This window comes from Parabacteroides sp. HGS0025 (assembly GCF_000969845.1).
Taxonomy (GTDB): domain Bacteria; phylum Bacteroidota; class Bacteroidia; order Bacteroidales; family Tannerellaceae; genus Parabacteroides; species Parabacteroides gordonii.
In genome coordinates, this window is sequence record NZ_KQ033906.1 from 13,805 (window position 1) to 27,207 (window position 13,403).

Consider the following 13,403-nt stretch of genomic DNA (forward strand, 5'->3'; position numbering starts at 1 on the left):
CTTCGAATCGATTCGAGATTCGGAGGCAAGACTTCCTTTCTCAACCCAAAAGCAGTGTCAACCATAATGTGTCACTGTTAGTCAGTAACATTTAAATAAGCAAGAACCGTATGGTAAAACAGAGAATAACCCAACAAGTATTACATAAAAGACTTGAACGAGTAGAGTCACTAATTGATGAATGTAATCCATCAGCCATTGAAGACATGATTAAAAGACTTGCAAAGATTGAGCGCAAACTGTTTTTGACCAAAAACATGCTCACATCTGAAGAAGCAACAGAGTTTACAGGCATCTCTATATCTCAGCTATATAAGCTTACACGTACACAAATGATTCCACATTGGAAGCCAAGGGGAAAAATGGTGTACTTCGACAAGAAAGAATTGGAAGAATGGATGCGACAGAACCCGATTAAAGGCTTTAATACAACTTCACAACATGAGCAAAAAATATAAATCCGCCCCTCATTATCTGACAGCAGAACATGAAAAGCTTACAGATAAACAATTGGAGCAGTTGATTGAAAAATCTACAATCACTGCCTCAGAGTATAATACAGAATCGCACCACGATTCAAAAGTACAAAGTAATGGAAAAGAAAATAAGAAAAATTAGTATACCAAAGCCTTCTGATGATTTCAAAAGTGATTTTGACTTCAACTTTAAAAGCGATTATCCGGATGATATGCTTGAGCGGTGCTTGAATAAGGGGCAGATAAAAGTTACTGAAAGACCTGAGAATCCACCTCAGATATTATGGGTCGGTGACTGTGTAGTGGCAACATTCGGTAATTTTAGTGCTTCAACCGGAAAGGCAAAGAGTAAAAAGACTTTCAATATATCTGCTATGGTTGCAGCAGCTCTTACCAATAGTAATGTGCTCAATTACAGAGCTAGTCTGCCCAAAGGCAAACGTAAGATATACTATTTCGATACAGAGCAAAGTCGTTTCCATTGCCATAATGTACTTGAACGTATTTTGAAGATGGCAGGTTTGCCAATTGGTCAAGATACTGACAGAATAAAGTTTGTTGGCCTTAGAGAGTACACACCAAGCCTACGACTCAGTTTGATTGATTATGCCCTTCGTAAAAGTGAAGGTTATGGGCTTGTTATTATCGACGGTCTTCGTGACTTAATGTATGACATCAATAATGCAAAGGAAGCCACAGATTTGATTACCAAACTGATGAGCTGGACAAGCAATTATAAATTACATATCCATTGTGTGCTGCATCTAAACAAGAATGACAGCAATACACGAGGACATATTGGTACAGAGCTTGAGAATAAGGCTGAAACAGTTCTTGTCGTAAGCAAGGACAGCAAGAATACTGAAATCAGTGAAGTGCGCCCTATGCACATGCGAGACAAGGAATTTACATCATTCGCCTTTCATATTGATGATAATTCCCTCCCTGTTCTTGAGGAGGATTACAAAGTTACCGTTGTAAAGCAGCGTGATCCACAACTTACAACTCTTCCGAAAACTGTTCATAAGGAAATTCTAGATGAGCTGTTTAGTCAATATAAACCTACCAACTATGCGGAAATGGTATCAAGAATTGGTGAATCCTATACTGCACATGGCTATAAACGAGGCCTAGTGGCATACAAGGAATTGCTAAAGTTACTATCTGCAAGTGGTATCATAAAGAATGAGAATAAAGTGTACAACTATTATCCCAATATATTAAACATTCAGGAGTAAGTATGAGTATAGGTATTTTCCCCCTATATATATAATACTTATACCTTCCAAAAATCATAAGAAAATGACAATTGAAGAAATAAAACAGATAAACATCGTGGACTACCTTTATCATAAGGGTATTAAGCCAACTAAACAATACCATAATACCTATTGGTATCTATCACCTTTGCACGAAGAAACGAATAGCTCATTCAAAGTAGATATGAATACCAATCTTTGGTATGACTTTGCATTAGCTCAAGGTGGCAATATCATCAATCTTGTTCAAGCCATGAACCCACTTTTAGACAATAATGGTATTATCTGCCATTTAAAATCTTATAGTAATAATGATGATAATCAATCTTTCATCCCCGTCCCGGACAGAGAAGCACTTATCAGAAATAATAAAGTCAAGAATGATAATACAATCATTGATAGAATAGTTGATATCAGCAATGCCAATCTTATCAACTATTTAGTGGGAAGGGCAATTAGTATTGATGTTGCCAAAGAGTATTGCAAAGAAGTATACTATACAATTTCATCCAACAAAACATATTATGGCATAGGTTTCAATAACAATAGCGATGGTATGGAGATACGCAATCAATTTTTCAAGCGATGTATCGGGAAAAAAGATATCACTCATATAGCTAAAGAACGAGAACTGCCTGTACGTCAATGTTGTGTGTTTGAAGGCTTTTTCGACTTTCTTTCATACAAGACATGTAAAGAACGAGGAGATCGATGGCTATGTGTAGATGGTGTCTGTGACTATTTAGTTCTTAATTCTGTTGCTATGGTAAACAAGGCCATCCCATGTTTGGAGAGATACGATAAATTATTTCTCTATCTAGATAACGACGATGCTGGAAAATCAGCTACAAGAACCATCATTGAAAGATATGGTTCGAAAGCTAAAGATTGCCGGGAACGATATGCTAAATTCTCTGATGTAAATGATTTCATAACAGGTAAAACTAAAGTATAACATAAATAGAAGATGAAATGAATACAGACCCGAAGATTCTAAGACTAGAAGAGAGAGTTCAGCAGATTGAAGAAGAAATGAAGGTGTTGGGTATCTTTTCTGATTTTCTGAAAAGAATTGAAAAAATAGAAGCAACCATCTTTTTGAATAAAGATATCTTCACTTTCAAAGAGGCATCAATAGTTCTTGATATGTCGCATAGTCAGTTGTATAAGATGGCACGCAACAAAAGTATTCCCCATTACAAGACCGACCGAAAGATTTATTTTATCAAAAGTGAGCTTATCGATTGGTTGAAACAGCATCCGAGAAAAAGAAATAAATACCCCAATGACTATGGACATAAATAAATGGTGGGAATGGTATCACCATATCCGAACAAGAACTAAATTCAATCCTATGAATATCGAACAAATAAATAAAATCAGTCTGACAGAACTATTATCAGAATTTGGCTGTATGCCAGTGAAGAAGCGAAGAAATACCGTTTACTTCAATTCACCTTTTTATAATGATAATAAAAATAGTTTCGAGGTTGACATCGTTAAGAACGTATGGCATGATAGAGGACTCAATAAAGGTGGTGACGTTATATCATTTGGACGTATATGGCATAAATCAAATAACGTTGAAAAAGTTATTGATGAGTTTGAGAAATATGAGCATCTGATTATTGGTCATGAACTTTCTGTAAAACCAATTCCAAAACACGATGCAGATGAAATGATAATAAATTCATGTAATAGACTAAGCAACCATGCTTTACTATCATACCTGCGCTCAAGAGGAATAGATATCAATGAAGCAAAGATATTTGCCAAAGAAATAATATATAGAATTGAGGAAAAGAACTATGTAGCTCTTGCGTTCAAAACTATATACGGAGGTTACCTACTTCACAATCCATACTTTAAAGGGTTCTTGGGCAAAGATGGTTTGTCCATACTTCATCATGAGACTATAGGAGTTCAAGATACCTGTTGCATTTTTGAAACCTATATGGATTTTCTGAGTTATAAAACTCTGGAATCCAATGGTCATAAATTAATGGATACACCTGTTCCCTGTGATTATATTCTACTTCATTCAGCAGATTATTTACATAACTGCCTACAACGACTTGTCAGTTATAAGGAAATCCATCTCTATCTCCATCACTCCCTTTCCGGCCACACAATGAAAGATACTATCTATGGATTATATAAGGATAAAACAATTGATGAATCTTTCCGGTATATAGATGATATTAGCTTGACAAAGTATCTACAATATAGAAGATAATTCTATATCCCCAATCAATTATGATTTAGGAGGCTTTTCCATTAGGAAGGTCTCCTTTTTTGCATCATCGTAAGGTAAATGGCAACTACTTTGAAAAACAAAACATTCTCCAAAATATGATATTTAAGTATGATTATATTATCCATTAGAATTGATGTTAAGAATGATTTGGGATGCCTCTAAAAATTCTTATATCTCAATTTTTCAAATTTACTTTGTACCTGAAAACAAGGTTTGAATGTGACAGAATAAGATATTTTTCATTATTACAACCTCTGTCTTGAGAATAATCAACTGGCATTCTTGTCACAAAACAGATTAATAAACAAAGTATGATATGAGTCCATTTTTAATTTTTGCAATTGTCCTAACTGTAGCTTACATCATCTACTATGCAGTGATGATAACAAGAGACCTATATGGTAAGAAAGATGAAGAAAACAAACATGAGGAAGTATTCGACGTTGGTGATATGGATGAATTGGAAGAAGCCGTTGTTGTTTCAGAAAAAGGTAATGGATTCTCAGTAGCTGATAAGCAATACGAAACCACAACTCATACCTACGATGAGATTCCCGAAGATATAAAAGTTGAAAAACCAGCTCAGCCTGAACCCAATCAAACAACGAAAAAAGATATAGTAAAGATTATCGAAGCTAAGGTATTACCAAAGATGCAGGTTACCCACATTTATATGGAAGATCAAATGATGCAAGATGATACTACAGCATGCATACTTAACGGAGGTGACAGAGGAATAGGTAAACCAAGAGTAATAGTAACATCGTTAAATGATGAGTTATAAATATTTAATCATTTACGTGTGTTTGCTCCTCTTCGTATTTTGTCCACAGTCCGTTTTTGCCAAATGTGGTGGCGTGGATTACAGTTGGGGAGCAGATGCACTCGCAACAATGCACGACTATATTGTCACAATGATGCTCTATGTACTCTGGCTATGTTATGCCATAGCAGCAATCATGGTAATAATATCAGCACTTCAGATATATATCAAAATGAATACAGGAGAAGATGGTATAACAAAATCTATTATGATGCTCATTGGAGCATGTATTTTCATGATAGGTGCTTCCATCGTATTCCCTGCATTCTTCGGCTATCAAATTTGGTAGCCACTAAAACCGAACTCAATGCGCAACGAGTAATATAAGTACAATTAAAAATTAAAATTAAATCAAGAAGAATGTTTAATAAAACAATGAACTTTTTGAAGAAGACTGCGAAAAGAGCAGCTTCTTCTCAACGATTAAAATCAATGGCTCTTATGCTTCTCGTTGGCACAGGTGCCGTAATGGCACAAAACTCAGCTGGAGACTACTCAGCTGGTACAACAGCCCTGACAACTGTAACCGCAGAGATAGCTAAATATGTTCCTATTGTGGTAAAGTTGTGCTATGCGATAGCTGGTGTCGTAGCCGTTGTGGGTGCGATTTCCGTATACATTGCCATGAACAACGAAGAGCAAGATGTCAAGAAAAAGATCATGATGATTGTAGGCGCATGTATTTTCCTCGTATCAGCAGCTCAAGCACTTCCATTGTTCTTTGGCGTAACAAACTAAGCATAAATGACCAGTAAAGAACAGACAATCCATTATCCTGAATATCCCCTTTTCAAGGGCTTGCAGAAGCCACTTGAATTTATGGGATTTCAAGGAAGATATATCTACTGGGCGGCAGGAACTGTAGGCGGAGCTATCATTGGTTTCATTGCAGCATACTGCCTACTAGGATTTGTCGCAGGATTAATTGTTCTGGTCGCTACTATCTCAGTGGGTGCCGGACTAATCATAATCAAACAACGGAAAGGACTGCACACTAAGAAGAACGACCGAGGAATATTCATTTACGCAAGAAGCAAGCACATTTAAGTAAAGATATGACCATCATGACCAACGTATGGATTATTAGTAAATGTTGAACGCAGGCAGGTTCTACCTAAAATCCAGGCAGAGCCTGCCTTTATAAATTCCACAATCAATGAAGAAACCACTCATTCTATGTCTGATGGTATCGGCACTTTGTATCTCATGTAAGGAGAAACATTACACTCCACCTAGTCTTGATGCCGTAAGGTCAGCAGAAAAGGCAAGGATACAATGGAGTAAAGAAGTACAAAAAACAACTGTAACTCAGATAACAGTAATAGATACAACATCTATTCAAGATAGTATCACATCTGTTTCTGTCAAAAATTTGAGTACGGATAGTATCACAAGCAAAACAATAAATCAATAACGAAATGACTAAGAATAAAAGAAAAAATAAAAGCAACGGCAATCAAGATGCAGGTATGAGAATCGGTTTTATGGCAATCAGAAACTTAACCATTAAAGATATTCTATCACTTGATTTTAAGGATAAAGGTAAGGGCTACATTGAATTGACAATTGGCTTTGCTAATCTAAAACCTGTAGTGCTCCCTCTTAAAATCAGTAAGGAATGCTATGCTGATTTCCAAAAGCTAACTGGAGATAAGAGAATCAGTATCATAGATACTTTAAGGGAAGCAATCTATGGTGATTTGAATATTATCACTTTTTGGAGAGTGAAAAACTATGATCTGAATAATACCAAAGAATACATGGGTTGCCATCAAGCTGTCTGTGAAAGCATTGATAAATTTAAAAATATATGGGAATGTCACATCGAGTTCCTTGTGTGCGAAATGAGTCATTAATCAACCAGTCATAAAAACAATATCAAATGGTACTGTACATTATTCTATTTTTCATTGCAATCTGCTTAGGCATGGCAATTAGTGTCTATGCTTTCGGAACAGGTGGCAAACGAAAGAAAATATTCCAAGACATCTATTTCTCAATAGAAGACATTGAGAATACCGGTGTGATATATACAAAGACTGGCGAGTTTTCGGCAGTTATGCGTATAGAGAATCCTGTGCAGAAATACTCAGCCAACATCGATAGTTACTATGAGTTCAGCCATCTCTTTTCCGCCATCTCACAAACATTAGGCGAAGGGTATGCCATGCATAAGCAAGATATCTTCACCAGAAAGCAGTTTAAAGACGAAAGTGGAAATGAGCATGAGTTCCTTTCTGAATCATATTTTAAATACTTTAAAGGTAGAGAATATACCGACACCAGTTCATATCTAATCATCACTCAAGAAAACAAGAAAGGCCGTCTGTTATCTTACGATAGCAAGAAATGGCGAGACTTCATCGTCAAAATCAATAAGGTTTATGATCAGTTAAAAGATTCAGGTATCCCTGTTCGTTTCCTTGGTAAGGAAGAAGCCAGTGAATATGTTGATAGATTCTTTGCGATGAATTTCAGGGATAAGTCTGTATCCATGACAGGCTTTAAGGTTGATGATGAAATGATTTCTATGGGTGACAAACGCTGCAAGGTATTCTCTCTCGTAGATGTGGATTGTGCAAATCTACCATCACAAGTACGTCCCTTTACCAATATAGAGGTAAACAACACTTCTATGCCAGTAGATATGGTGTCGTTGATTGACAGCATACCTGGGGCTGAAACTGTTGTCTATAATCAAATTGTTTTCCTTCCGAATCAAAAACGTGAATTAGCATTACTTGACAAGAAGAAGAATCGTCATGCCAGTATGCCTAATCCTTCCAACCAAATGGCTGTAGAGGATATAAAGAATGTGCAAGAAGTAATTGCGAGGGAAAGCAAGCAGTTGGTTTATACACATTATAACATGGTTGTCGCAGTTGCTCCTGATACAGACATTCAAAAATGTACAAACCATTTGGAGAATGCATTTGGACGCATGGGTATTCATATAAGCAAGAGAGCCTACAATCAATTGGAACTGTTCGTTAATTCATTTCCGGGAAACTGCTATAGTATGAACGAAGACTACGATAGATTCTTGACATTGGGTGATGCGGCAACATGTCTAATGTATAAAGAGAAAATTCAGCATAGCGAAGATACTCCGCTGAAAATATATTATACCGACCGTCAAGGAGTACCCGTAGCAATTGATATTACTGGTAAGGAAGGGCGTAACAAGCTGACTGACAATAGCAACTTCTTTTGTTTAGGGCCATCAGGTTCGGGCAAGAGTTTTCATATGAACAGCGTAGTCCGTCAACTTTGGGAACAGAATACTGACGTTGTTATGGTCGATACCGGTAACTCTTATGAAGGACTTTGTGAGTATGTCGGAGGTAAATATATCTCCTATACGGAAGAGAAGCCCATAACCATGAATCCTTTCCGAATCAAGAGAGAGGAACTTAACGTGGAGAAAACTGGGTTCTTGAAAAATTTGGTGCTACTCATTTGGAAAGGTACACAAGGAACTATCTCCAAAACAGAAGACAGACTCATAGATCAAGTTATAACGGAATATTATTCCACTTTCTTTAATGGGTTCAACGGCTTTACACCACCCCAGCGTGATGATTTGAAGAAAAGTATTGAGATAGACGAACACAACTTGATGAACCAACATCCAGACGAAACGCAGCAACAGAGAGATGAACGTATCAATAATGTTATCGACGAAATCGAAAATCGACGTAAGGAACTAAAGGTAGAGAGCCTTTCTTTCAATACCTTCTATGAGTATTCTGTTCAACGTATCCCTGCTATCTGTCATGAGAACAGCATTACAGGAATAGATATAAGTACCTATCGGTATATGATGAAGGACTTCTATAGAGGTGGCAACCATGATAAAACTCTTAATGAGGATATGGACGGCTCACTCTTCGATGAGACTTTTATCGTATTCGAGATTGATGCAATCAAGGATGACCCACTTCTTTTCCCTATAGTCACACTCATTATTATGGACGTGTTCTTGCAGAAGATGCGAATCAAGAAGAACCACAAGGTACTTGTGATTGAGGAAGCATGGAAAGCTATAGCAAGTCCATTGATGGCAGAGTACATTAAGTACCTCTATAAAACTGCGAGAAAGTTTTGGGCATCTGTTGGTGTGGTAACTCAAGAGATTCAAGATATCATTGGTTCTCCTGTTGTGAAAGAAGCCATCATCAATAATTCAGATGTAGTAATGCTACTTGACCAAAGCAAGTTCCGTGAACGCTTCGATACCATTAAAGCTATCCTCGGATTGACCGATGTAGATTGCAAGAAGATTTTTACGATCAACCGACTTGAGAATAAAGAAGGTCGTAGTTTCTTCCGTGAGGTCTTTATTCGGCGTGGAACTACCAGTGGTGTTTATGGCGTAGAGGAACCACATGAGTGCTACATGACATATACAACTGAGAGAGCCGAGAAAGAAGCTTTGAAACTCTACAAGAAAGAGTTGAATTGCAATCACCAACAAGCTATTGAAGCCTATTGTAAAGACTGGGATGCATCTGGTATTGCTAAATCACTACAATTTGCTCAAAAGATTAATCAAGAAGGATGTGTTTTGAATTTGAGCAAGAAAAAACAACCAAATTATTAATAAACAATGAAAAGAATAGATTTAGTAAATCGTTTACATTTCATCGAGTTGGATATCAGACCAAGCTTGATAGATAAGTTGGCACATGAATTAAATAAAGAAGATCGTCATGGTGATTCCTATGAATCAATATGTAAGATGTCAGAAGAAGAGCTGCTCAAAGTTCCTCATATCACAAAAGATATTGTAGATAGAATAAAAGAACATCTTGCAGGTTATGGATTACGTCTTGGTATGACAGATAAAGACATCGAAGACTATAAGGATGCAGAGTATAACAAACTACATGGCAAAGAAAAGGTCGAAGATACTTATGAGAAAAAGCAAGGATCAGCCTCCATTAAAGAGGAAACGCTCAAGGGAAACTCAAAGCAAACAGAGGATAAGAAATCCAACAATCAAATAGAATATCGCAACAAGATCAATGCTAATCCATTTGAAAAAGGGACGCTTAATGATTTGGAGTGGATGCGTCATCAGACCAGAATCCAACTGTTGACCCATCAATCATGGTTTGTAAGACTCTTTTTCCCATTCTCATTCCGTTTGCAGATAGCTATGGTACAATCATCGGAAGTGTTCAAAGTCTTTACAGATGATATCGTGCAACGTGCATCAGAATGTAGAAGTCAGGAAAGCCCAAAACAAACATCAAAATAATCCCACCAAACAAGAGAACAATGAAACGGTTTCAGGTAATTATAGCAATTCTATTTTGTGTGATAGTCTCAGCTAGAGCACAGTACTACAGCATAAACTACGATAAACAAACTATCGCAGCTATGGCTGCTGCCTATAATGCAGAAGCCGTTACTGAAGGATATTACAATGAGCAAGTTCAAAAAATACTTCAACACTATAATGCCGCTGAAGTAGCTTCCGCAGGTATTTTTGCTTCCAAGTTTCTGGAGAGAAAGGCACTTACGAACTTAGGCATTTGGTCAAGCTCTACAGAAAACTATTTCTACAAGCGTATCTATCACATGGTTAGCGATAAGATTATGCCGAAGATATGGACAGTAGCGGGTCTGATGATCAAAAGTCCACAAACAGCTATGTATTGGGGCAGTTATTTGATGAAAATATGTGATGACACAAAAAATCTGTGTATGCAGTTTGAAAGTGTGGTAACAAATTCCTCCCTGTCTTTTTCAGATGTAGCGTTTCTGCAAATCAACCAAGAGATTGCATCCATCCTAAAATTATCAGAAATAGGAAATATTGATTTCGAGGCTATGCTCAAAGATTTCTCTAATATACCTACCAATTTCTCTAAAGATGACTTAAAAGCGGATTTGGATAATCTCTATAGTTCAGGAGCAAATTTGGCAGCGGCCGGAACTACTAATCTTGGTGAAACATTAATGCAGTCAAGCCAGTTCAATTCATTGTTTTCAGGAAAGATGTCATCAGCCATTGACATAGCGAAAAACTATGCCAACACTTTTGAAAAATTTGAAAAAGATGCCGGTGGAGTATTACTTGAAGCTATTGGTGGAAGTGATAATGTATCAGCACTTTTTAGTTTTTCCAATTACAATATGACCTCATGGATAAGTGATTATGTAGATGGCGTTATGGGACAATACTATACACAACGATGGTATATATATCGTCGTGACCAAGGACGTATTGTTCTTTGTGATTATTATCCACCGACAGGTAAAGATGACATAATCTCGGGACCACATTGGACTCGATTTGATACATCTGATCCCAATTTCTATCCAAACTCCTCTCAGATGGAAACGGTATTGAGAAATTCAGAAAATATGGCCGGATGGTCTAGAAATCGTATACAGCAACTCAATAACAGTAATGATGGCAATACCTACTCTATGAATTATTGGTGGTCGAGCTATATTATTACACGTAACAATAGACAGACGAAGAAAGCCTATGCTTATGAGATTCATGTCACAAAGAGTTGGAACCATACAGAAGAAATATACGAAGACGTTTTCGATTCCTACTCTATGGATCTGAATACTTTCAAAGCACAACTAGAGGCACGCCTTTCTGATTTTAATGATAATGAGAATGGCTATACATACTATATCGGTTCGGATAGCAAAAAGTATTATCAGACTACTGATGCAGCAAAGCTTAAAGGGTGTGAAACCGTAACTATCAGCGTAACTTGTAGTGATGGTGTCACATTAGGTTCTGGAACAACTAACTATAAATGCAGTAGTTGCAGTGGCTCGTTAAATAACCACAGTAAGGATTGTGCTATGAGTACAACCATCTCAGAAAGCAATCTTGATACATCTGAACTCGATGCAATGGAACAGGAAGCAAAGAGTGCTATCAGCAAATTGGAATTGGAGATAGCCGCTTTGGAAGAGCAGAATAAGACATTGCTGCAATATATTGCTAGTGCAAGTGTTAATGATGCTTCTCGTTATCGTGAGCAGTATAATCAGAATTCAAATAATATTGCAGAGCTTAAGAAGGAACTTACTACATGGCAACAGAAACTCAACGATATCACTAATGCAAAAGCAGAAGCATCAAACGACAATTCTGTTGCTACTGATGACTATTATCGTATCCCTGCTATCATGGCGGATTGTAAATCAGCCTATAACCTGACTTGGCAAGGACAAGGTTCTTGGAATGGATATACCTATATCCGAAAAGCAACGATGCCAAACATCAATGGTGTAATAACATTCACAGCCACATTGAGTATTGCCAGAAAACCTAAATATTTCTTGGGTATCAAGATACACAGAGCTATCATGCAAATCAGTTGGTCACTTACATCAGAATATACAGATACCTCTGTTGTCGATGTATTGACGCTTGATCCAAACAAAAGTGAACAACAAAAGGCTGATGAAGTGAATAAACGCATATCCGAAATAGCCCGTGAATATCCATCTTGTAAGATTACTACTGAGTATGCAAAGACGGAACCGGCAGAGACAGACAATACAGATGACACACGTCATCTTCTATGGTCATCGGACAGGCTGAATATCGCAATGGAGATAGACAGTAGAATTACACAAATATATGCAGACCTTGTTTCTCTGGAGAAGATGATGCATTACAAACGTAATATCATAGATGTTCTTCTTGATATAGCCCCTTATGTTAATGCAGACCAAGGCAGACGATTAACCTTAGTAGAAGAATGTCGTAAACGTTGGTTGCGTAAGGCTGCCAGTACCAAACACTCTGATAGCTATAATGGCAAATATGAAGAGGAGAATGACCAATGAGACAGTTGATTTTTATGCTTATCGTTTTACTATCCCCTCTCAAGATGATGGCACAATGGGGTTTTGATGTTGTGAGTGTAGAAGCCTACATAAATGACCATAAGAAACAGCGTAGTCTGTTATTGGCAAGATCAACATTGGAATACAGCAATAAACTCCTTCATCAGTATAGTAGTGAGCAGACTAATAACTACAAAGAGATCAATGTCGAACTAGATAAATATACCAGGGCTTTTGACGTGATAGACGTGTTGTATCAATCATTGCGTACAAGCATGAATGCCGTTAATACTTATGAGAATGTCAGTGATAGAATATCAGACTACAAGAAACTCTTGAACGATTTCAACTCTCAGGTGGTGAAACGTAAGCATATCGAGTTGGCAGATACAATGCTCATAAGTATCAACATAAAAGCCATTGCGAATATTGCTAAAGAGGGAGAATATCTTTATAAATCGCTCAGTGATTTAGTGCTATACGCCACAGGGGCTGCTGCTTGTTCAACAGCAGACTTGCTTGTAGTCATGGAAAGTATCAATACATCACTTGACAATATAGAAAAGATGCTTAACACAGCCTATTTCGACACTTGGAGATACATCCAGTTGAGAATGGGCTATTGGAAAGAGAAGGTATATCGAACGAAAACAAAGAAAGAAATGATAGATGATGCATTTGGAAGATGGCGGAAAGCCGGAAAACTAGAGAAATAGCATAAGTACAATTTTATAAATATTGAATAATGAAGATGA

15 protein-coding genes are annotated in these 13,403 nt (G+C 37.1%); all 15 read left to right on the forward strand.

The annotated features are described in order from the left end of the window. The first annotated feature begins 110 nt into the window (after positions 1 to 110). The 15 genes from HMPREF1212_RS24890 (at position 111) to HMPREF1212_RS24955 (ending at position 13,364) form a co-directional block, all read left to right on the forward strand. The gene (locus HMPREF1212_RS24890; protein ID WP_052725117.1) at positions 111 to 458 is read left to right on the forward strand and encodes a helix-turn-helix domain-containing protein; all 348 of its coding nucleotides are present in this window, start codon (positions 111 to 113) and stop codon (positions 456 to 458) included. After that, positions 442 to 618 (forward strand): hypothetical protein, encoded by a 177-nt coding sequence (locus tag HMPREF1212_RS27065; RefSeq protein ID WP_157317143.1) that lies wholly within the window; start codon positions 442 to 444, stop codon positions 616 to 618. Before HMPREF1212_RS24890 ends, HMPREF1212_RS27065 begins: the two co-directional genes overlap by 17 nt. 70 nt (positions 619 to 688) lie before the next feature. Continuing rightward, the gene (locus HMPREF1212_RS24895; protein ID WP_046151624.1) at positions 689 to 1,714 is read left to right on the forward strand and encodes an AAA family ATPase; all 1,026 of its coding nucleotides are present in this window, start codon (positions 689 to 691) and stop codon (positions 1,712 to 1,714) included. Positions 1,715 to 1,778: 64 nt separating this feature from the next. Continuing rightward, positions 1,779 to 2,690, forward strand: coding sequence for a toprim domain-containing protein (locus HMPREF1212_RS24900; protein ID WP_046151549.1), 912 nt, complete (start codon positions 1,779 to 1,781; stop codon positions 2,688 to 2,690). Between the two features lie 17 nt (positions 2,691 to 2,707). Then, a complete protein-coding gene (locus HMPREF1212_RS24905; RefSeq protein WP_046151550.1) occupies positions 2,708 to 3,040 on the forward strand; it encodes a helix-turn-helix domain-containing protein in 333 nt (110 codons plus the stop codon). A gap of 49 nt (positions 3,041 to 3,089) precedes the next feature. After that, positions 3,090 to 3,971: a hypothetical protein gene (locus tag HMPREF1212_RS24910; protein ID WP_157317145.1), complete on the forward strand. Its 882-nt coding sequence runs from the start codon at positions 3,090 to 3,092 to the stop codon at positions 3,969 to 3,971. A gap of 337 nt (positions 3,972 to 4,308) precedes the next feature. Then, a complete protein-coding gene (locus tag HMPREF1212_RS24915) occupies positions 4,309 to 4,776 on the forward strand; it encodes a hypothetical protein (protein WP_046151552.1) in 468 nt (155 codons plus the stop codon). Continuing rightward, entirely contained in the window at positions 4,766 to 5,104 is a 339-nt protein-coding gene (locus HMPREF1212_RS24920; protein WP_087880948.1) for a DUF4134 domain-containing protein, read from the forward strand. The genes HMPREF1212_RS24915 and HMPREF1212_RS24920 overlap by 11 nt, the downstream gene beginning before the upstream one ends. A 71-nt stretch (positions 5,105 to 5,175) precedes the next feature. After that, positions 5,176 to 5,553, forward strand: a complete 378-nt coding sequence (locus tag HMPREF1212_RS24925; RefSeq protein ID WP_046151554.1) for a DUF4134 domain-containing protein — start codon at positions 5,176 to 5,178, stop codon at positions 5,551 to 5,553. Between the two features lie 6 nt (positions 5,554 to 5,559). Next, positions 5,560 to 5,862, forward strand: a complete 303-nt coding sequence (locus HMPREF1212_RS24930; protein ID WP_046151555.1) for a DUF4133 domain-containing protein — start codon at positions 5,560 to 5,562, stop codon at positions 5,860 to 5,862. A gap of 371 nt (positions 5,863 to 6,233) precedes the next feature. Then, positions 6,234 to 6,671 (forward strand): hypothetical protein, encoded by a 438-nt coding sequence (locus HMPREF1212_RS24935; protein ID WP_046151556.1) that lies wholly within the window; start codon positions 6,234 to 6,236, stop codon positions 6,669 to 6,671. Positions 6,672 to 6,697: 26 nt separating this feature from the next. Continuing rightward, complete coding sequence (locus HMPREF1212_RS24940; protein ID WP_046151557.1) at positions 6,698 to 9,418, forward strand: TraG/VirB4 family ATPase; 2,721 nt, start codon at positions 6,698 to 6,700, stop codon at positions 9,416 to 9,418. Positions 9,419 to 9,424: 6 nt separating this feature from the next. Then, positions 9,425 to 10,078 (forward strand): hypothetical protein, encoded by a 654-nt coding sequence (locus HMPREF1212_RS24945; RefSeq protein ID WP_046151558.1) that lies wholly within the window; start codon positions 9,425 to 9,427, stop codon positions 10,076 to 10,078. 20 nt (positions 10,079 to 10,098) lie between these two features. Then, complete coding sequence (locus HMPREF1212_RS24950; protein WP_046151559.1) at positions 10,099 to 12,648, forward strand: hypothetical protein; 2,550 nt, start codon at positions 10,099 to 10,101, stop codon at positions 12,646 to 12,648. Continuing rightward, the gene (locus tag HMPREF1212_RS24955) at positions 12,645 to 13,364 is read left to right on the forward strand and encodes a hypothetical protein (protein ID WP_046151560.1); all 720 of its coding nucleotides are present in this window, start codon (positions 12,645 to 12,647) and stop codon (positions 13,362 to 13,364) included. The genes HMPREF1212_RS24950 and HMPREF1212_RS24955 overlap by 4 nt, the downstream gene beginning before the upstream one ends. Positions 13,365 to 13,403 lie beyond the last annotated feature (39 nt).